Origin of the sequence: Butyrivibrio proteoclasticus B316, from assembly GCF_000145035.1 — a bacterium.
Lineage (GTDB): Bacteria > Bacillota > Clostridia > Lachnospirales > Lachnospiraceae > Butyrivibrio > Butyrivibrio proteoclasticus.
Genome location: NC_014387.1, coordinates 472626 through 492289 on the forward strand (window position 1 = coordinate 472626; position 19664 = coordinate 492289).

Here is a 19664-nt window from a genome sequence, read left to right on the forward strand (position 1 = left end):
GGAGTTCTAGTGAAAAAGAAAAGTTTTGCTTGTTTTTATCTGATATATACCGCTATTTTTGCAGCCATGGTATTTGCTGTGTTCCATGCATTCTTTGAAGCAAATGCAACTTTTGTGAACATGGCTGATGCTTTCAGGCAGCACCTTAAGGCGCTGGCTTTTTACTCCAAGTGGATGAGGGGAGTTCTGTATAGAATATTTACAGAGCATTCTTTGGACATACAGACTTTTTCTCTTGGTATGGGATATGGAACAGACATATATCCTACGCTTCAGTACTACGCAATTGGAGATTTATTAAATCTCCCGGCAATTTTCGTCAAGAATCAGTACATCTACATTTATTTCCAGGTAGTAATGATGCTAAGGCCATATCTTGCAGGAATCACTTTTTCACTTCTTGTTTTCTATTTAAGGCCCAAGGCTTCCAGGATTGGTGTAATGGCGGGAATGTTTACCTACGCATTTTGTACATTCTTTTTGTTCCTTGGAATCTGGCATCCGTTTTTTGCAAACCCGCTTATTTACTTCCCGCTTGTTATTCTGGGAGCTGAGAAGATCCTTAGGGAAAAAAGAAGCGGTTTCTTTGCATTTTCTATTTTCCTTGCAGGAAGTAACAATTTCTTTTTCTTCTACATGATGGTTCTCCTAACTATAGTGTATGTGATAGTTAGAGCTATCTTTATACACGGCAGGGATCTTGCTAAATGGGGACAGCTAATTGTTAAATTCATGATTTCAGGAATTATAGGAAGCATGATGGCGATGATAACGCTTCTTCCTGTTATTATGGCCTTTCCTGCCAATCCCAGAGTCAGTACAGGAATAAGAGTTCCGCTTTTTTATACCAAGGACTATTACTACGAGCTGATCCGCAACTTCTTTAGCTTTGTGTATCACGGGCTATATGATACCCAGATTGGCCACCATGGAGTCATACTTCTGCCCTTTATTCTCTTAATAGTTGAGGCTGTGCTTATGCTCTTTTCTAAGGGAAAAGAGGGTGCTGATAAGGAAAAGAGAAGCTCAAGATGGCAGCTTTTTGTTGTTATGGCACTGTTGGTACTCTTTGTGTGTATTCCGGCAGCAGGCTATGCACTTACAGGATTTGCCTATACTATCAACAGATGGACCTTTGCATTTGCCCTGGCGGGGTCATTTATGCTGGTAGATTTGTGGGATGATCTCTTTAACATGAAGGTAAAAGAGATAGTTGGAATGGTGATCATGAGTGTTATGTTTATACTCATATGCCGTACAACTCACAATCTCGGGTACGCTAATGCAAGAACTGAACTGATAATTGCCGGCGCCGGACTTGTGCTGTGCATTATAGCAAGTTTTATCAAGATAGTTGGAGTTAAGAAAGTTGCAGAGGTTGCGCTCCTTGCAGCAACTCTGGTAGCAATAGTTTTCAACGGATATTATGGCTACGATCCAAGCCAGGGAAATATGATCGTTGAGTATTATTCAGATGTTACACCTGATGACATGCATATTCTCCTTGAGAGTACAGAGGTTCAGTCTGTCATGGAGGCAGCAGAGGCAACAGGGACAGATCCTTACAGCTTCTACAGATACACAGGAAGAGACATGATCTGGAATGCATCTCTTATTGAGGGTATCTCTTCAACACAGTTCTACTGGTCCCTTGCAAATGGAGTTGTATCAGACTATTTCAAGGAAATGGGTAATAATGATCAGCAGAACTTTGCATATTTTGCGCTTGATGACAGAACTATACTTAATTCTCTTGCCGGAGTAAGATATTATTCACTTCGCTTTAATACAGAGGAAGAGTGGAGATATGTGCCTTTTGGTTATGCACATATTCACGATAGATATAACTTTGCGATATTTGAGAATCAGGCACCGCTTTCTCTTGGATATACTTATTATTCAATTATTCCAAGGTCTGAATACGAGTCGATTCCGACTATGAACAGGCAGGAAGCTCTTTTGTATGGAGCTGTTGTCGAGGATGGAGATAGTAATCTTCAGATGGCTGAGCCTGAGTATTCACTTATAAACTGCCCTGTAGAAATAAGCTACGAGGGAGCAGTTGAGGCAAGTGATGGCAAATGGATCGTTTCAGAAGGCGGTTCCTCAGTACATATCAAATTCAAGGGTGCAGAGAACTGCGAGACATATCTGTGGCTTGATAATTTGTATGTATCAGACTCAGATACTAACTATCCAATCATGAATGTCAGGGCTTTTGCTGAGGGAAATGAAGTTACACACAAGGACATCTGGTATAAGACAGAGGATAACCAGTTCTATAGTGACTGGCACGACTATTTCCTCAACATGGGATATGCGCAGGGAGCAAGGGATGAGATCGTGGTTACCTTTACTGAGGCAGGAACCTATACCTTTGAAGACCTTGGCGTATATTGTCAGCCGATGGAGAATTATCAGAAGCAGCTCGGCGAACTTCGCAGCAACATGCTCACTGATATAGAGCTTAATAAGAATCCTATTTCTTATACAACCAATAAGATTACAGGCAATATCACACTTGAAGATACAGGCATCATGTGTCTTACACTTCCTTACACCAAGGGCTGGACAGCTTATGTGGATGGTCAAAAGAGCGATATTATCAAGGTCAACACAATGTTCATGGGAATCGAAATGCCAGCCGGTGATCACGTGATTGAGCTTAGATACCACACACCGGGGCTCTTGCCGGGATTTGTGATGCTGATACTTGGGGTAGTGCTTCTGGTGATACTTGTAAGGTATGAGAAAAAAAGTTTTGCGGGAGAGAATGCAGATGTCTGAAGTGAAGGTAGTTGATAACAGAAACGACAGAGATAAAAAGTTAAATATTTTTATGTGGGCCTTCATGGTCTTGGGAGCTCTTTTTACCCTGTTTCTCATATGGAAAAAAGATTTCTACATGGAAAACAGCGATATAGCATCCGACATGATCCTGGGTAAGCTCTTGTCACAGGAGGGCGGAATCCTTAGTAAGAACTGGTTCTATTCAACTGAACTTCATGTGGTTCATACACAGCTTCTGTATAAACTTCTTTTTCATATCTGGCCTGATAATTGGCTGATGGTAAGACTTGCAGCGGCTGTGGTTTTCTTGATCCTCATAGTTGCATCATTTTTGTTTATGACAAGAGCACTTGGACTTGAAAAAGAGGGACTTCTTGCAGCAAGTATCCTTACATGGCCATTTGGACAGTGGTATGTGAGAATTGTAACCTTTGGCCAGAGCTACGTAACTTACTTTATCATTGCGTTTGTTTCCATGGGGCTTTTCTTTAGAGCAGTTCAGGGAGGAAAAGCTGCTTCTGCTAAAAATGGAGATAGTGCTAGTGATTGCACTGGTGGTAATAATATAGTTGTTCTAGGTATTTACGGAATTCTTCTTGCGTTGATTTCTTTTGTGGCAGGCCTTGGCGGAGTAAGACTATTGATGATCTGCTATGCGCCGCTGTTTGCGACCAGTCTGGTTGTTGTTCTTTTTGCTCATTTTGCCAAATTTGCAGGATGGAATGGGGCAAAAGAATTTGGCACATCTGCAAAAGCTGCCTTTATTTATGCGCTTATACCTTTTGCCTTTTCCTGCATCGGACTTGGAATAAACAGAAAGGTACTCTGTAATAAATATCATTTTCAAGATCAATTCAGAGAGACCTGGAGAGATTTCTCTTTTTCAAGAATACTGGATACACTCTCTGATTCACTGACTCTCTTTGGATGGCACGCAGAGGTTGGATTTGTGAGCTGGCAGGGACTTATTAACTGCCTGAATTTCCTTTTGATAGTTGGAATTGTAGTTAGCATTATCTATGTGTATAAGAAGTTCTGGAGATTCCAGCCAATTGTTCAGCTCTTTCTTGTTTATGCAGGAGTGCTGACACTCATTACGACTGTAGTATTGTCATGCAGTAATAAGTATTATTCATATTACTGGCTTCCTGTTATTCCTTATTTCCTAGTGATATTGGGACTTGGGGTATTTAGTGCAGATGATAACAGAACCCACAAGTCAGTAGCCGCATATATCGGCAACTACAGAAATGTGGTATGTGGCCTGATAGCCGCAGCTATAGCTCTTGCAAGCGTTTCTGTCTATGCAGATCCTAATCCACAGGATCAGTACCAGGACTATGCCATTGTAGATGCGATTGAATGGCTCAAGAATTCAGATTACGAGCAGGGATTTGGAATGTTCTGGTCTAGCAATGTTATAATGGCTCTTACAAATGGACGAATAGAAATGCGCACTATAATGGATGTTGATCATATTGACGATCTGGGATCAGAGTATCCATGGCTTCAGGAAGTAAGACATACAGAGGAACTTCCGGAGGGTAAGTTCTTTGTAATTGTAAGTGCCAGGGATTATGACCTTGGAAATCAGGGCTCAGCTATGATCTTTGGAATGTCAGATCATCTGGTTTATGGAAACGATAGCGCATACATCTATAGCTTTGAGAGTATGGATGATTATGTAAATGCGAGAAACGCATTGTGGTAAATAACTATTTGGATGGGGTATAGGAATTGCTGAAATTTATCAGAAAGCATCAAAACTTAATATGTATCGTACTTGGAGCGATGCTGGCTTTGTCCCTAATTCCGATATTTATTATCTCGGGATATGATGCGGCAGCAGGTGATGACTACAACTATGGCGCAGCTGGTCATCAGGCATTCTTGGCAACAGGGTCTGTATTTGCCGCTATTAAAGCAGCTTTTGGAACAGTTCTGTCAACGTGGAAGAGTTGGCAGGGAACATGGTTTGACTGCTTTGTATTCTGCTTGCATCCAGAGGTATTCTCGGATAGAGCTTATGTGATTGTTCCGTATATTTTCCTTTTAATGCATTTTGTTGGTTTTTTGCTACTTTCCCATCACTTCCTAAAAGTAAGGTGGAAGTTTGCTGGAAACTACTGGCTTCAGATAGGACTTATTTATCTACTATTCGAGATTCAGCTTGTTCCATCTCAGAAATCAGCGTTTTTTTGGTGGGTTGGATGTGTTCACTACGTGATGCCAATGCTGATGGCTATCCTCGGAATCATCTGGGGCGATAGATTTCTGATGGATCATAAGGCCAAAGACCTTGCGCTCCTGTTCATAGTAAGTGCGCTTATGGGAGGCGCTACATATCCAGCAGCACTTCTTCTTCCAATGGCACTGTTTCTGTTGTGGCTTGCGGATTTTGTCATCGGTGGCAAAAGAGATAAGAGAAATATATTACTGCTGATTCCATTTGCTGCACTTGTGGCAGGCCTTGTGGTCAGTATGATCGCACCTGGAAATGCAGTAAGAGCAGCATCTGATATTAAGGACGGTGCTGATCCTGCTAATGGAATTCTTGATACAATAGTCAGTTCTTTTACCCTGTCAGTAAAAGAGGCAATTACAGTATTTATTGGCGAGAAGGGATTTATACTTATCGCGTTACTGCTCATCATTCCTCTTACTGTATCTATGTTTAAGCTGGTTTCAGATAAGAGCCTTGCAGTTTCACATAACTATGTGGCAGACAGGGATTATGAGGCTATCAAGAAGGTCTTTTCCCATCCTATTCTGTTCGTGGTTGTTATGTTCTGCTTAAATGCCAGCGTTTATGCGCCAAGAGTATATGCGGGAGGAATAGTATCCAGTGGATATGTGAACTTCAACTTCTGGACATTCTTTGCCTGTGCTATAGGTGTGGAGATATATCTGATAGGCTGGGGAATGCTGGTTGCGGAGATCAGCTTGCGAAGGAAGCTAGTCACCAGCAAGGAAAATTCTGAGGGTGCTCATGATAATCATGTGGTTATGAGTATATTGTCGTGGACAGGATTTGCTTGTTTGATCCTGGTTATCGCTTTTACGTCAAGGCATGGAGTTAAGAAGTACACAGACTATGTGTGCATGGAGTATTATCTGTCAGGACAGGCGGATGATTATAAGGAACAGATTCAGCTCCAGAGGCGCATTCTAAACGGCGAAGGAACTGAGGCAGTTGTACCTGAGATCAATAACGAGCAGGGCCCACTTATGCAGATGCCAATTGTCAGCGATCCAGACAATGTGGATAACTATATGGCCAGAATCTTCTATGGAAAAGAGAAGGTTTGGGCGATTCCAAGAGATGAATGGATAGAGCAGTACGGTGAAGCGTACGGAGTAAGCCAGTGACGGCAGAGTGAAATAAGGTAGTTGATACCAGGAAGAAATAGAGAGAAATTATGTCAGAGAAACAGATTGATGTGAGCGTATACATGCTCACCTATTATCATGAAAAATATATCAGACAGGCCATCGAGAGCGTTCTTGCGCAGAAGACGCACTACAACTATGAGCTCATCATATCTGATGACTGTTCACAGGATGGTACAAGGGAGATTATCAAGGAGTATCAGGAGAAGTATCCTGATATTATTCGAGTTAATTTCAATGAAAAGAATGAGGGAATCCCAGCGAATATCTACAAAGCCCGTACTATGTGCAGGGGAAGATATATCACGAATCTTTCTGGCGATGACTATTGGATAAACGAGAACAAGATTGAAGTTGAGACCAAATTCATGGATGAACATCCTCAGTATGTGGCCTGCTTTAGCAGGATTGAGCTCAGGATGAACTTTGAGGATCATGCTTATGACATTCTTCCTCATGATCTTTCTCAGCTTAACAGCGAGTATTCTATTAAGGACTATGAGCAGTGTAAGCCACTTGGACTTCTGGGAATGTTCCTTAGGAACTACTTCCTGACTGAGGAAGGCAGAGAGTATTTTGCTCAGGCCAAGAAGATCAGTGAGTTTGTAGATGATGCTGTAGATGAAGTCCTTCTCCTTAGAAAAGGCCCTGTTTATATCATGGACTTCGTAGCAGATGCTCACAGGGTAGTTGATGCAGATATTGAGAAGATGAACTACAATTCCAGATATTCCCGTCTTGAGAAGTTCAGCCATCACATATCTCTTTTGAATGGAATGAGCGAGCTGTGGGGCGATGAGATAGACTTCTCTAATTGGTATGATACCTATTTTGCTCCAGGATTTCTTAGTATGCTCGTCAGCAGAGACTTCAAGGGCTATGGCGAGATTATTAAGACTATCCCTGAGAGATACAGAAAGCCTTTTTATAAGAGCGTATATGTCAGGTCAATTCCCAAGATTTTTGGATTCGTCTTTGATTATCTGAAGAGACGCTGATTGTTTACAATATATTAATAAACAATTCTTCTAAATGTTGATATAATCATATTAGGCGCTTATATGAACACCGATTATATTATGAAACTTAAGGAGGATTAGACTATGAAGTATGTATGTAACACATGTGGATACATTTATGACGAGGCAGCAGGTGATCCTGATAACGGGATTGCTCCAGGAACAAAATGGGATGATCTTCCAGCTGATTTCGTTTGCCCACTTTGCGGCGTAGGTAAGGAAGACTTTTCTGCTGAGGCCTGATCAAAGAGAAAATAGAATATGAGAATGATAAAGCTCCAAGTAGACTAATATATGGTCTACTTGGAGCTATTATTATGTCATCATAATGATTTGAAACTTTTATAGCTCGAATATTTTCTTGAGTTTCTCAAAATGCTGCTCTGGATTGAAGACTTCTTCTACTTTTCTTCTGGCATTTTTGCCAAGTTCTCTATAGCTCTCATCTGCCAACAGAAGCTTAACCTTTGAAGCTAAATCCTGTGGATTCTTGGGTTCAAATAAGTATCCATCTGTACCGTCTGTAATCAGCTCTGGGAAACAACCAAAGTTAGATGCTATAACAGGTTTGCCATAGGCAAAGGCCTCTATTACTGTGTTTGGCATGTTCTCATACCAGATGGCAGGACAAAGAACACACATAGCGTTAGAGATGAGATTTGTCAGAGATTCACCTCTCACAAAGCCTGTGAACTGAATTCTGTCTGAGAGGTTGTTGGCCTCAATAAACTCTTTAACCTCAGGATCCTGATCCTCGTAGTTGCCAGTAATCTTAAGTTTTAAGTCTGGATACTCTGCAAGATGTTTCATGGCCTCAACAGCATAGATAAGGCCTTTTTCCTTAACTGTTCTGCCGAGGAATAAGAGATAATCATAATTCTCATAATTAGGTGTAATAGCATCTGCATCGATAAAGGTTGGAATTGTCACAACCTTCTCAGCTGGGAAACCTCCCTCGATCAGCTTATATCTGGTGAAGTCTGTGGGAGTTACGAAATAATCCACGTACTTATAAAGCTTTTTCCATCTGTGATACATCATGGAGTAGGCCCTTATCATAGATGCAGCCTTGGAATCGTGATAACATCTGTGTTCGATGCACTTCTTGAGATCTCCGCAAACACACTCATTGCAGGTATCAGTGCCACGAAGCAGATCACTTCTAGGGCACACAAGGTTAAAGTCTGAAATTCTGTGAACTACCTTGAGACCTCTTTTCTTGGCTGCCTTGAAAATGCTGGGTGAAAGAGTGTTTATAACCTGAAGTGCATATAGAACCTCAGGATTCTCATCGTCAATCAGCTTGTTAATGTTCCTGACTGTCTCTGGATTATAGAATGCCCCCTGAAGAGTCTTGATAATAGCACTTGGAGTCTTCTTGATAGAGTCGTAGTATACGCTGTCACCGCTCCTGCTGGAGATGAAGTATTTGGAATACTCAGTTGGCTCATTTACGCTGTAGCGCACTGAGAATGGAATTCCCTTATATCCAATGCTTCCGCACTTATCCAGAAACTTGAACATGTACACTTCCGGTCCGCCTGTAATGTGATATCTATAGTTTGCAACGATAACTTTCTTGTCCATAGTTGTTTTCCTTCTTGGCGCGAATTCTTTATATGCGCCTTCATCACAGTTTAACATGTTTCGGGGGATTGTGGGAGAGAGGTAATAACTTTATAATGGATTAGAATAGGTCAAGAAATACACAGATTGATTGGAAAACTAAAAAATGTGCGGAATTGCTGGATTCTACAATAACAAAATAAATAGAGCTGAAGTAATAAAGAAGATGACAGATCGAATGGTCCACAGAGGACCTGATGCCCAAGGACACTGGCTTGATGAGCAGTCTGGATGGACGCTGGGGCATAGGAGATTATCAATACTGGACCTTAGTGAGTCTGGGGCGCAGCCCATGGTATCTCACTCTGGAAGGCTTGTTATATCCTATAATGGCGAGATCTATAATGTAAAAGAGCTAAAGAATAAGCTGATAAATGATGCTGCTATTAGCAACACTAGCGTTTCTTTCCGTGGTACATCTGATACTGAGGTGCTCCTCGAGGGAATAGAGTGCTATGGTATCAAAGAAACCTTGAAAATCTGTAAGGGCATGTTTGCAATTGCTGTTTATGACAGAGAAAAAAAGACCTTGCAGCTATCCAGGGACAGAGTAGGCGAGAAGCCTCTTTACTACGGAAGAGTACAGGCAGAGGGCGGAGAATCCTTTTTTGCCTTTGCATCCGATATAGCATTATTCAAGGAAATACCGGGATTTAGGAATGAGATGAACATGGATGCATTGTCTTATTACATGCTCCATAGCTACATTCCTGCACCAATGTCAATTTATCAGGGAATCAATAAGCTGATGCCAGGTACAATCCTGACATTACGAAATCCAGATTCTGAGCCAGAGATAGAGCAGTACTGGTCCATGGTAGATGCTGCTAAGGTTGGTCAGAACAATCTTTTTACAGGTTCAGAGGAAGAGGCTACGAAGGAACTGGAGAGGCTCCTTAGAAGCTCTATTTCAGATCAGATGATTGCAGATGTTCCTCTGGGAGCGTTTCTGTCTGGAGGAATTGATAGTGCTACGATAGTGTCTCTTATGCAGGATGTTTCAGATCAGAAGATCAAGACTTTCACCATTGGATTTGATAATCCTAAATATAACGAGGCTGATTATGCCAGAGATATCTCTAACCATTTAGGTACAGATCACACAGAGATGATCATCTCGGAAAAAGAGATGCAGGAAGCAATTCCGCAAATGGGATACTATTTCTCTGAGCCATTTGGCGATGCTTCAATGATTCCAACTTACTTTGTCAGCAAGATAGCAAGACAGAAGGTTACAGTTTCCCTAAGCGGAGATGCGGGTGATGAGCTGTTCTGTGGCTATGAAGGCTATTGGAAGTGCGATGGATTCTGGGATAAGATAAACAAAATCCCTATGGGGTTAAGATACGCCGGGGCAGCAGTTCTTTCTCCTTTTGATAGTATCAGCAATCCTAAACTTCACAGGATAATAGGAACACTCCAGGCGCAGAATATATGCCAGTTAAAGGATGTAATCTTTGACAGGAAGCATGTTGGACTTGAAAAGGTGGTAACAGGTAGTGACCTTAAAAACCAGTTACAAAGTATCCTTTCTGACAAAGTCTCAGACATGGAGCTCTACGATATGCTCTTTTACCATCCTGACGACATTCTGGTTAAGGTTGACCGTGCCGGAATGGCAGTGTCTCTTGAGAACAGAGTGCCAATGCTGGATAGAGATGTCATTGAGTTTGCATGGAGAATTCCAACTCAGTATAAATACAGCGATGGAGTCAGCAAGCGTGTTCTGAGAAACATCTTGTACAAGTATGTTCCTCAGGAAATGATGGAGAGGCCTAAACAGGGCTTTGCTGTTCCACTTGAGAAGTGGCTTAAGGAAGGTCAGACAAGAGAGTGGGCGCAGGAAATGATTGATAACAGTAAGCTCATTCGTGATGGAATACTGGATGGTAAGATTGTCAGATATTGTTGGAATCATATAGCCGAGAATCCAGGCTACACCAAGCTTGTATGGAACATGCTTATGGCAGAGCAGTGGTATCGCGGTTGAGCATAGCCTATAAACATGCTAAAATACTAGTCGGAGGATGATTGAAGATGCAGGTTGTTAAGTATATGTTCCAGCCACACGGCGATGACAGAGGTCAGCTTGTGGCGCTTGAGGAATTTAAGGATATACCATTTCAGATAAAAAGGGTTTATTACATGTACGATACAGTTTCTGGTGTTGTAAGAGGCAAACACGCGCACAAGAAGTTGGAGCAGATTCTCGTATGTATTCATGGAAGCTGCAAGATCAAGCTTGATAATGGTTCAGAGACCAAGGTGGTTCCTTTGGAGAAGCCTTACGAGGGATTGTATATCTCAAATGACATGTGGCGAGAGATGTACGATTTCTCACCAGATGCAGTACTCATGGTACTTGCATCAGAACTCTATGATGAGAGCGACTATATCAGAGATTATGATGAGTTCCTTGCCATGACTAGACAGAAAATTGAGGTTGGGAAACAGGAAAAATGAACTTTAATTGCACACAATTAACAAGTATAATAAAGAGAGGGTTATGTTCTTCATAACCTTCTTTTTTATGACACTATAAAATATTACATACAAGAATAGGAAGGAGAAACATCAATGGCAGAGAACAAATGGAGATGTAGAGCAGAGGATTTAAAGGGAACCGAGACAGAGAAGAACCTCCTGGCAGCATTCGCTGGTGAGTCAGAGGCAAGAAACAAATATACTTTCTTTGCGTCTAAGGCCAAGAAAGAGGGCTATGTTCAGATCTCTAATATATTTGCAGAGACAGCAGCTAATGAAAAAGAGCACGCTGAGATCTGGTATAAGATTCTCTCTGGAATCGGAACAACAGTAGATTGCCTCAAGGATGCAGCTGATGGCGAGGCTTACGAGTGGAAAGAGATGTATCCATCTTTTGCTAAAAAGGCAAGAGAAGAAGGCTTTGATGAGATTGCAGAGCTCTTCGAGGGCGTAGCAGCCATAGAAAAAGAGCATGAAGAGCGCTATAGAAAGCTCCTCAAAAATGTAGAGGATAAGCTTGTATTCTCAAGAGATGGTGACTGCGTATGGCAGTGCAGTAACTGTGGTCACATCGTAGTTGGCAAGCAGGCTCCAGAAGTTTGCCCAGTTTGCAATCACCCACAGGCATACTTCCAGCTCAAGGCTGAGAATTATTGATATCACAGCAATTATCAAGGCATGTTATAATTAGAACTAGTAATTGATTAAATGAAAGGATGGAGCGAGCATGGATACTAAGGCAATGTACAAATTATCGTATGGTTTATTTGTGTGTACCGCAGTCAGAGGCGACAAGAAGAACGGTTGTATCACCAACACCGCGATTCAGGTGGCATCTGATCCCAACAGAATTTCTATTGCTATCAACAAGGCCAATTACACTCATGACATGATCAAAGATACCGGCCTTTGCAATATTTCTGTCCTCAGCACAGAGGCTTCTTTTGACATCTTAAAGCATTTTGGGTTCCAGTCAGGCAGAGATGTGGATAAGTTCGCTCCTGATTTTCCTGCGGATTCTTATGCTATAGCTGAGAATGGAATCCCATATATCAAGCTAGGAACAAATGCATACTTTTCTCTCAAGGTAGAAAAAGAGGTAGACCTTGGATCACACACTCTCTTTATCTGCGAGCCAACTGAGATGGTTGTGCTATCTGATGTTTCATCATGTACCTATGAATATTATCAGAACAACATCAAGCCCAAGCCACAGCCTGTTGGCACAACTCCTAAGGGTGAGACCATCTGGAAGTGCCTTATCTGCGGCTATGAGTATGTGGGTGAAGAGATGCCTGACGATTTCATCTGCCCTATCTGTAAGCATGGCAAGGATGATTTCGAGAAAATAATAAGATAAAACACGGAGTAGCTTAACTTGAGTAGTGCTAAGAAAAACACACTAAAACTAATACTTGTAAATATCCTATGGGGATGCATTATCGCATTTTTAGCGTACAGAATGCCATCCTTCGTCGATGATTATCAGCATCAGACATCATTTGCAGATGGCAGTAGGATTGTGAGTGTTGCGCAGATATTCCCATCGGTTGCCACCTATTACATGACCTGGGGCGGTAGAGCGATTTCAATGTTTTTCATTCAGCTCATGCTGATGCTTCCCAAGATGGTTTTCGTGGTGGTCAATGCGCTTATCTACATAGCTGTTGCCAATGTCATTCACCAGTATGCGCTTGCTTTCCATAACAAGATGGTTAAAGAAAAAGTGGCAGCAGGTGATGTGTCTATGATCGCAAGTATAATCGAGATATCTGCAATTTATCTCGTGCTGTGGTTTTTTATGCCAGACTTTTCAGAAGTTGTCACCTGGATCACAGGAACAGTCACATACCTGTGGACTAACCTGATCATTCTGATATTTGGGATCATGTACTACAAAGCGTATTGTGACGTCTCAGGAAAAAGAGATAATGTTGAGTACAAGGATGCTAGCAAGAGCGTAGCTAGTGTGGTCTCATCAATAATTGCATATATAGTGCTGGGCTTCCTATCAGGTCTCTCCAATGAAGCTGGAGCCTGCACTATATTATTTGCGCTTATGCTTTTTTTTAACTATATGGTTATAAAAAAACACAGAACCGAGATTTATCAGATTCTTGGAGCGATTTCCTGCGCTGCAGGAGCAGCATTTTTGATACTTGCACCAGGAAACTCAACAAGGACAGCAGCTGCAAACGCAGAATCTAATAACATCATTAGGAATTATATTTTTAGAATTGGAAGAGAGTCTTTTTACACACTCATGTTTTTGATGATACCATTTGCAATAGCCTTGGGACATACAGTATACAGACATTACAAGCAGGTTAATACAGAATCTGCTTCAACCAGGGGAAAGATAAACATCCCGGAGGAGGCACTATTTTATTTACTTGCGTTTGTCAGCGTATACGTTATGACCTTTGCAGCAGGTTTTGCCAACAGAATTTTCCAGTTGCCGCTTCTTCTTATCTGTATCGGCTTTGCATCATCACTTGCGATGATAATCAGATCAGAAGGTGCTCTGGCTCTTAGAAAAGGCATAGCAGCAGTTCTGGTTGCCCTTAGTATTATGGCTCTCTTCGAGGTAATTGCTGGAACTATCTACTCAGCAAGCCGAGACTCTTTTTATGACAGACAGACAATCTACTACCACATCTATGACACTGAGGGTGTTCTTTCCGGAAATGGAATGTAGAAGGTGTAATGTTTTTAAAATTATTCGCATATAACGGATAAAACTATTTTATGCACGTATAATGCATTATTGGTAATTTATGGCATTATATGAGGGTTGAATAAGAAGAATGAATGATAATAGCTACATTTTGGAGGTGTCATGGGGATGCCCGTCAGAGAAATATCCTATAAATGGCCTCTTTCAGTTTGACCAAGCTAGGGCCCTTCATAGTATTGGGGAAAAGATAGTATTTTTGGCCCTTGATATGAGATCATTTAGGAGATTTCGTAAGTGGGGCTATAACAGATTTGAGAAGGCAGGAATTCCTGTCATCGAATATAATTTTCCATGGGGGCCTTTTTCCCCGCAGCTCAAATACCAAGCTCAGGACTTCTCTTTTAAAAGAGCAATCAAGAAAATAGAAAAAGAATTTGGAGTACCGCGCTGCGTACATGTGCACTGTTGTCAGCAGGCAATATCGGTGACGAGCTACTGCGAAAAGAAAAGCATTCCATACATTGTAACTGAGCATATCACTCCTCTTAACGAGGGAGATGCTATAGAAAAGAGAAAAGAAAAGGCTCTTAAAGGTGCCAGAACTGTTATAGCAGTTAGCAACGCGCTTGCAAGAGATGTTATGAGAAACTACGGCGCAGATAGCGTCGTAATCCCTAATATCGTGGATCTTAGAGAATTTAAGTACAGTGATACAAAGCCCAGGCAGCAGGATTTAGGCTCACAGAAAATTAATACATTTGAATTCTTATCCGCAGCTAGTGCTAATCATGGAAAGGGCTTTGATATCCTTGTTAAGGCATATGCTAAGTTCATAGGCGAAACCTCTGCTAAGACTCATCTTACAATTATGGGCGATGGCCCAGAACTTCCCATTATCCAAGATTTGGCTCTAGAGCTTGGAATCACCGATAACATCACTTTTACTGGTTCCTATGTGAGAAAAGAGTTTGCAGATAACCTGACAAGGAGTGACTGCTTCGTCCTTGCGAGTAGATCTGAAACCTTTGGTATTGTTTATATTGAGGCGCTTGCAACCGGGATTCCGGTCATAGCAACTAAATGTGGTGGACCAGAAGACTTTGTGGATAGTACAAACGGTATTCTTGTGCCAGTCGATGACGTGGATGCCCTTGCTATAGCTATGAAGGAAATGCTAAAAGACTATGAAAGCAATGCGAGTAGATTTAGTAGTGAGCATATGAAATTTGTATCAGAGAAATGCAAAGAAAAATTTGCACCAGAAGCAGTAGCTAATGAAATAGCATCTAAACTGATATAAATTATAAAACGCCCAGTCAGATAGCTTGTAGTTATCTGGCAGGGCGTTTTATATAAAAAACAGTATTTTGATATTTTTAATGCGTGTTACCACAGAATCAATACCGTTTCGCGAGATTTGGGGCAGGGGCAAAACGAGGTATTGGGGTAACGACTGCTTACGACAAATATATTTGTCGCTACAACGTTTAAATAAAATACTGTATTTTGTATTTTTGTGCAAGTCAAAACAATGCCAAAATTATGAACAATATGTGAAAAATGATAATTAATAACACGGTATTATGAAAATGTGAAATTTTGTTTTGAAATAAATGGTAAATAAAAGGTGGAACGCCACGTGAATCTGTGGGGGTGTGGAACAATAGTTGTTTGGAAACTATAATATAAAAAAGTATCCTATCATGTAATTATCTAAAATGGAAGTGGAAATTAAACCATAGTATAATAGGAACGAAAATAAAAATGGAGCGATAAATATGAGAATACTGCTTGTACTAGACAATTTATCATCTAGCTGTGGCGCAAATGTCGGTATAATCTATGAGCTTACCAAGACATGGCTTGCTTACGGAAATGAAGTATATTGCCTGGCTAGAGAAGATAAATTCCATGAACTAGATCGAGAAAAAGAGACTACCCTGAGCGGTGTATGGACATTCAAAGTTCTCGAGGATGACGTGCTCAACGGTGTTACCAAAAGTGATAGGTGGATCAATGCTTCGTCACTTGGTAAAGCTTTTTTTGCAGCATCACATCTGTCATTTTTGCAAAAGCTAGTAGATAAGAAGTATTTTGAATCATCTGAGATCAGAAATGAGTATAAGAGACAGATTGAGACTGTGTGTGCAGAGGATAACTTTGATGCAGTAATTGCTGTAACAGAGCCATTTTATATTGCAGAAGCACTAGCTAATGCAAATATTGGCAACGACAAATACGTCATAATGATGGATCCATATACCAATAATCCATCTACAACGCAGAGATTAAAAGATAAGCATTTGCAAAAAGAATTGAACGTATTTGAAGCAGCCCAGAAGGTATTCGCGCTAGATTTTGTAGGCAATGACATGGACTACCTGCCCGCTGAATTAAAACAGAAAGTAGTAACCTTCCGTGTGCCAAAAGTTCAGAAGTTGGATATGAAGACAGCAACTGCAAGTGAGCATTCTTTAAAGCCAAACATAGAAAAGATACAAGAATTTACAGATGCTACTACTAAGATTATCTTCGTTTACGTGGGCCAGTTATATGACGATATCAGAAATCCAGAACTTATGCTGAAGCTATTCACTAAGCTTCCTGAGAACTATGTTCTCAACTTGTACGGAGGCGGATCTGAGAAAACTCTAGCTAGATACAAAGAAATATTGGGAGATAGACTCATCCTTCATGGATGGGTAAGCTCATCAGAATCTATCAAGGCTCAGAAGGAAGCTGATGTACTCATTAATCTAAATAACAATATCAAGAACATGCTGCCTTCAAAGCTCATTGAGTATATCAACACAGGTAAGCCTATTCTGAATATATGTCAGATTCCTAATTGCCCATCGTTTCCATATATGGAACGATACCCTATGGCACTTAGCGCATCACCTGATCAGAATATAGATGATATTGCAAGGAATTTGAAAGAGTTTGCTCAGAAATATAAAGGTCAAACAGTGGACCATAGCCAGATAGAGGAACTGTATGCTGATTGCATTAGCGAAAACGTGGCAAACATGATCCTGAAAACTATAGAAAAACGAGGCATAACACAATGAAACTTCGCTCATTACAATTACAAGACGCTCCACTCATGCTTGAATGGATGCATGACGACTCTGTCGTCCATGACCTTCACAGAAACTTCTCCAAGCTCACATTAGAGGATTGTGAGAACTTTATCAGGAAAAGCCTGGAAAGTCAGAATCAGAACCTTCACCTTGCTATAGCAGATGACGATACTGATGAATATATGGGCACAATAAGCCTCAAGAATATTAATAAAGAGAATAAGTCAGCTGAATTCGGCATCACAATCAGAAAGGCAGCTATGGGTAAAGACTATTCTAGGGCAGCGATGGCTGCAATTCTCGATAAAGCTACCACAGAACTTGGAATTACCAAAGTATATTGGTGTGTTGATCCAGTTAATCAGAGAGCTCTACGCTTCTATGACAAGAATGCTTATAAACGTATCCAGCTTCAGAACGAACAAGATTTATATACTTTGGTAAAAGAATCTGATGACTACAGCCAAAGTGACATGGACAGATATGTATGGTTTTTGTACCAGAAGACAGGATTGAACAAATAATGAAGTCTAAAAGATGTTTCAACACATTACAAATACTACGCGCGCTAGCTTTCCTTGGCATCTTCTTCTTCCACACAACTCTCCTGCCTGACGTATTCTCCAGGTGGAGCATAACAGTGTTTCTGATGCTAAGTGGATTCTTGAATGCTGTTCATGGATGCGATAAGGATATAGATTGCAACCCTGGAGCTTCTTGGAAATATGCTCAGAGGAAAATAGGTCGTATTTATCCGCTGCACCTAGTGATGCTGGTCATTGCCTTTGTACTATACGCATATAGCGTAAAAGATGCTATCAGGGATGTGCTATGGGAGAGATTACCAATAGCAATTGGGAAACTAGCATCCAATGCCCTTTTGATTTCTGACTGGGGACCTAAGAGTGGCTGGTGGTACAATATTTTTAGCGAATACAACATTGTCTCATGGTATTTATCACTGAGCTTGTTATTATTCTTTTTAACACCGCTCTTCCTTAGAATAATGCATAGATTCTATGGTTCAGAAAAGGCTAAAGCTTTTATGCTGCCCAGAGTGCTACTTATTTCAGCACTGATATATGCCCTTACAATAGTGATCAACATTATGCTTGTTAATCACTACAAGGATTCATCCATGCTATATATATACGAGAGCCCTCTATCAAGAGTAGGGGATTATCTTATAGCAATGCAGGCTGGATACTTTTATGGACAAAAGGGAAAAAAACAAAAGTATCAGCATATGGCATTACCGGTTATCATCGTAGTAATGGCATTAGCAGTTTCAATATTCCTCATTTATGTTGGAATTCCGCGAAACAACGTTATTCCAGCAGATTATAGCTGGATAATGAATTCTGGGTTCTATTTTACTATACCTTCAGTAATCCTGATTTATCACTTGGTTACACTAGAGGGCATAAACGCACTTAAGCTTAATGACAGCAGGACGATAGACATGATAACCAAGCCGCTTCTTGTAATAGCCTCATTATCCCAATATGCATTTCTCATACATGTTCCTGCTATCAGCTTGATGCATGGTATTCTAAGACGTATTGGTGACGTTAATATATGGCTATGGAGCTTGATCTCGTTCGTTTTAACGGTGTTATTATCAGTTGTTGTAGATAGATGCAAAAAGCGATAATTACGGAGATATCTTATGCACAGAACCTATGAGAATGATGATATCGTAGTATTTTGGAATTCTGATAAGTGTTTTCATGCGAGAAGATGTGTCAATGGTAGCCCCAAGACCTTTTGTCCAGGGCAAAAGCCATGGATCAATCTTAATAATGCTGAGACCAAAGAAATTTGGCAGGCAATTAGTCAGTGCCCATCAGGCGCACTGACATGCTTGTATAGACATGATATAGATGTGACGTTTGATCAAGAAAGTAACCAAAGCATCGCTCTAGACAATGGAAAAGAAATAGGTGAGTGCGATTATCAGATTACTGATGACGTTTGGAATATTTACCACACAGGCGTATCCTCAGCTTATCAAGGCAAAGGAATAGCTAAGCGTTTGGTATATAAAGTATTGGAAGAAGCTGAGCGTAACAATGCGAAAGTTACAGCGACGTGTTCATATGCAAGGAAAATACTAAATATATGAAAAAAGAGAAAATAAACACAAAATACAGTACATATGTTATTATTAGAAGAGAAGTATCGAAAAAATGTTACAGTTTTGATAGATTTAACAAATATATTATTTTTTTTGTAATATACTATTATTATATTATTATTGTAGGTAATTTTAGGGAGGATTATTTTTTTTTAATGCTTTTTTTCAGAAAAAATTGTTGATGTAGTGATAGTGCTCTGCTATAATAGCAGATACCACTAACCCAACTTTGTTTTTTTGGAAAGAGTAACCAAGTGGAGGCGTTATTATGAGAGCAGATGTTAGAAGAGAAATACCGTACTCGATAGAAGATTTGTATGAATTGATATATGGTGATCAAGAGGATGAAGAGTACAGTTGCTTTATTGATAGAAGAGATGTAAATGGTAGGACAGTAACACGTAGTAGAGCAAGACATAATGAGTTGGGTGAGCTGGTTAAGGTGTGATAGTGTTAAT

At 40.6% G+C, this 19664-nt stretch carries 17 protein-coding genes; 16 read left to right on the top strand and 1 reads right to left on the bottom strand.

Annotated features, from left to right (window positions below; genetic code table 11):
- The first annotated feature begins 9 nt into the window (after positions 1-9).
- The 5 genes from BPR_RS01840 (at position 10) to rd (ending at position 7442) form a co-directional block, all read left to right on the top strand.
- The gene (locus BPR_RS01840; RefSeq protein ID WP_042256355.1) at positions 10-2787 is read left to right on the top strand and encodes a YfhO family protein; all 2778 of its coding nucleotides are present in this window, start codon (positions 10-12) and stop codon (positions 2785-2787) included.
- Positions 2780-4501, top strand: coding sequence for a hypothetical protein (locus BPR_RS01845; protein ID WP_013279760.1), 1722 nt, complete (start codon positions 2780-2782; stop codon positions 4499-4501). The genes BPR_RS01840 and BPR_RS01845 overlap by 8 nt, the downstream gene beginning before the upstream one ends.
- Positions 4502-4527: 26 nt before the next feature.
- On the top strand, positions 4528-6159 hold the full coding sequence (locus BPR_RS01850; RefSeq protein WP_013279761.1) for a hypothetical protein: 1632 nt from the start codon (positions 4528-4530) through the stop codon (positions 6157-6159).
- A 50-nt stretch (positions 6160-6209) separates the two neighbouring features.
- Positions 6210-7178, top strand: a complete 969-nt coding sequence (locus BPR_RS19440) for a glycosyltransferase (protein ID WP_013279762.1) — start codon at positions 6210-6212, stop codon at positions 7176-7178.
- 105 nt (positions 7179-7283) lie between these two features.
- Positions 7284-7442, top strand: coding sequence for a rubredoxin (gene rd, locus BPR_RS01860; protein ID WP_013279763.1), 159 nt, complete (start codon positions 7284-7286; stop codon positions 7440-7442).
- A 99-nt stretch (positions 7443-7541) separates the two neighbouring features.
- On the opposite strand, the gene BPR_RS01865 is transcribed toward rd, so the two are convergent.
- Positions 7542-8786 carry a glycosyltransferase family 4 protein gene (locus tag BPR_RS01865; RefSeq protein WP_042256360.1) on the bottom strand — a complete coding sequence of 415 codons (1245 nt, stop codon included), beginning with the start codon at positions 8784-8786 and terminating at the stop codon, positions 7542-7544.
- 145 nt (positions 8787-8931) lie between these two features.
- Here BPR_RS01865 and asnB point away from each other — a divergent pair, with 145 nt between their 5' ends.
- The 11 genes from asnB (at position 8932) to BPR_RS01930 (ending at position 19654) form a co-directional block, all read left to right on the top strand.
- Complete coding sequence (gene asnB / locus BPR_RS01870; RefSeq protein WP_013279765.1) at positions 8932-10815, top strand: asparagine synthase (glutamine-hydrolyzing); 1884 nt, start codon at positions 8932-8934, stop codon at positions 10813-10815.
- 47 nt (positions 10816-10862) lie between these two features.
- Positions 10863-11288 carry a sugar 3,4-ketoisomerase gene (locus BPR_RS01875; RefSeq protein ID WP_013279766.1) on the top strand — a complete coding sequence of 142 codons (426 nt, stop codon included), beginning with the start codon at positions 10863-10865 and terminating at the stop codon, positions 11286-11288.
- Between the two features lie 114 nt (positions 11289-11402).
- Positions 11403-11966 (top strand): rubrerythrin, encoded by a 564-nt coding sequence (gene rbr / locus BPR_RS01880; protein WP_013279767.1) that lies wholly within the window; start codon positions 11403-11405, stop codon positions 11964-11966.
- Between the two features lie 70 nt (positions 11967-12036).
- Complete coding sequence (locus BPR_RS01885; protein ID WP_013279768.1) at positions 12037-12669, top strand: flavin reductase family protein; 633 nt, start codon at positions 12037-12039, stop codon at positions 12667-12669.
- Positions 12670-12687: 18 nt separating this feature from the next.
- A complete protein-coding gene (locus BPR_RS01890; RefSeq protein ID WP_013279769.1) occupies positions 12688-14007 on the top strand; it encodes a DUF6056 family protein in 1320 nt (439 codons plus the stop codon).
- Between the two features lie 247 nt (positions 14008-14254).
- Positions 14255-15286 carry a glycosyltransferase gene (locus BPR_RS01895; RefSeq protein ID WP_207636481.1) on the top strand — a complete coding sequence of 344 codons (1032 nt, stop codon included), beginning with the start codon at positions 14255-14257 and terminating at the stop codon, positions 15284-15286.
- 478 nt (positions 15287-15764) lie between these two features.
- The gene (locus BPR_RS01900) at positions 15765-17057 is read left to right on the top strand and encodes a glycosyltransferase family protein (protein WP_013279772.1); all 1293 of its coding nucleotides are present in this window, start codon (positions 15765-15767) and stop codon (positions 17055-17057) included.
- Positions 17054-17593 carry a GNAT family N-acetyltransferase gene (locus tag BPR_RS01905; RefSeq protein WP_013279773.1) on the top strand — a complete coding sequence of 180 codons (540 nt, stop codon included), beginning with the start codon at positions 17054-17056 and terminating at the stop codon, positions 17591-17593. The genes BPR_RS01900 and BPR_RS01905 overlap by 4 nt, the downstream gene beginning before the upstream one ends.
- Entirely contained in the window at positions 17557-18723 is a 1167-nt protein-coding gene (locus BPR_RS01910) for an acyltransferase family protein (RefSeq protein WP_013279774.1), read from the top strand. The genes BPR_RS01905 and BPR_RS01910 overlap by 37 nt, the downstream gene beginning before the upstream one ends.
- A 15-nt stretch (positions 18724-18738) precedes the next feature.
- Positions 18739-19194 (top strand): GNAT family N-acetyltransferase, encoded by a 456-nt coding sequence (locus BPR_RS21060; protein ID WP_013279775.1) that lies wholly within the window; start codon positions 18739-18741, stop codon positions 19192-19194.
- 280 nt (positions 19195-19474) lie between these two features.
- The gene (locus BPR_RS01930; protein ID WP_013279777.1) at positions 19475-19654 is read left to right on the top strand and encodes a hypothetical protein; all 180 of its coding nucleotides are present in this window, start codon (positions 19475-19477) and stop codon (positions 19652-19654) included.
- The last annotated feature ends 10 nt before the right edge of the window (positions 19655-19664 follow it).

Excerpts from the sequence above, each read along its gene's own strand:
- BPR_RS01845 (WP_013279760.1), top strand. The coding sequence starts at position 2,780 with ATGTCTGAAGTGAAGGTAGTTGATAACAGAAACGACAGAGATAAAAAG.
- BPR_RS19440 (WP_013279762.1), top strand. The coding sequence starts at position 6,210 with ATGTCAGAGAAACAGATTGATGTGAGCGTATACATGCTCACCTATTAT.
- rd (WP_013279763.1), top strand. The coding sequence starts at position 7,284 with ATGAAGTATGTATGTAACACATGTGGATACATTTATGACGAGGCAGCA.
- BPR_RS01865 (WP_042256360.1), bottom strand. The coding sequence starts at position 8,786 with ATGGACAAGAAAGTTATCGTTGCAAACTATAGATATCACATTACAGGC.
- asnB (WP_013279765.1), top strand. The coding sequence starts at position 8,932 with ATGTGCGGAATTGCTGGATTCTACAATAACAAAATAAATAGAGCTGAA.
- BPR_RS01875 (WP_013279766.1), top strand. The coding sequence starts at position 10,863 with ATGCAGGTTGTTAAGTATATGTTCCAGCCACACGGCGATGACAGAGGT.
- rbr (WP_013279767.1), top strand. The coding sequence starts at position 11,403 with ATGGCAGAGAACAAATGGAGATGTAGAGCAGAGGATTTAAAGGGAACC.
- BPR_RS01885 (WP_013279768.1), top strand. The coding sequence starts at position 12,037 with ATGGATACTAAGGCAATGTACAAATTATCGTATGGTTTATTTGTGTGT.
- BPR_RS01895 (WP_207636481.1), top strand. The coding sequence starts at position 14,255 with ATGAGATCATTTAGGAGATTTCGTAAGTGGGGCTATAACAGATTTGAG.
- BPR_RS01900 (WP_013279772.1), top strand. The coding sequence starts at position 15,765 with ATGAGAATACTGCTTGTACTAGACAATTTATCATCTAGCTGTGGCGCA.
- BPR_RS01905 (WP_013279773.1), top strand. The coding sequence starts at position 17,054 with ATGAAACTTCGCTCATTACAATTACAAGACGCTCCACTCATGCTTGAA.
- BPR_RS01910 (WP_013279774.1), top strand. The coding sequence starts at position 17,557 with ATGGTTTTTGTACCAGAAGACAGGATTGAACAAATAATGAAGTCTAAA.
- BPR_RS21060 (WP_013279775.1), top strand. The coding sequence starts at position 18,739 with ATGCACAGAACCTATGAGAATGATGATATCGTAGTATTTTGGAATTCT.
- BPR_RS01930 (WP_013279777.1), top strand. The coding sequence starts at position 19,475 with ATGAGAGCAGATGTTAGAAGAGAAATACCGTACTCGATAGAAGATTTG.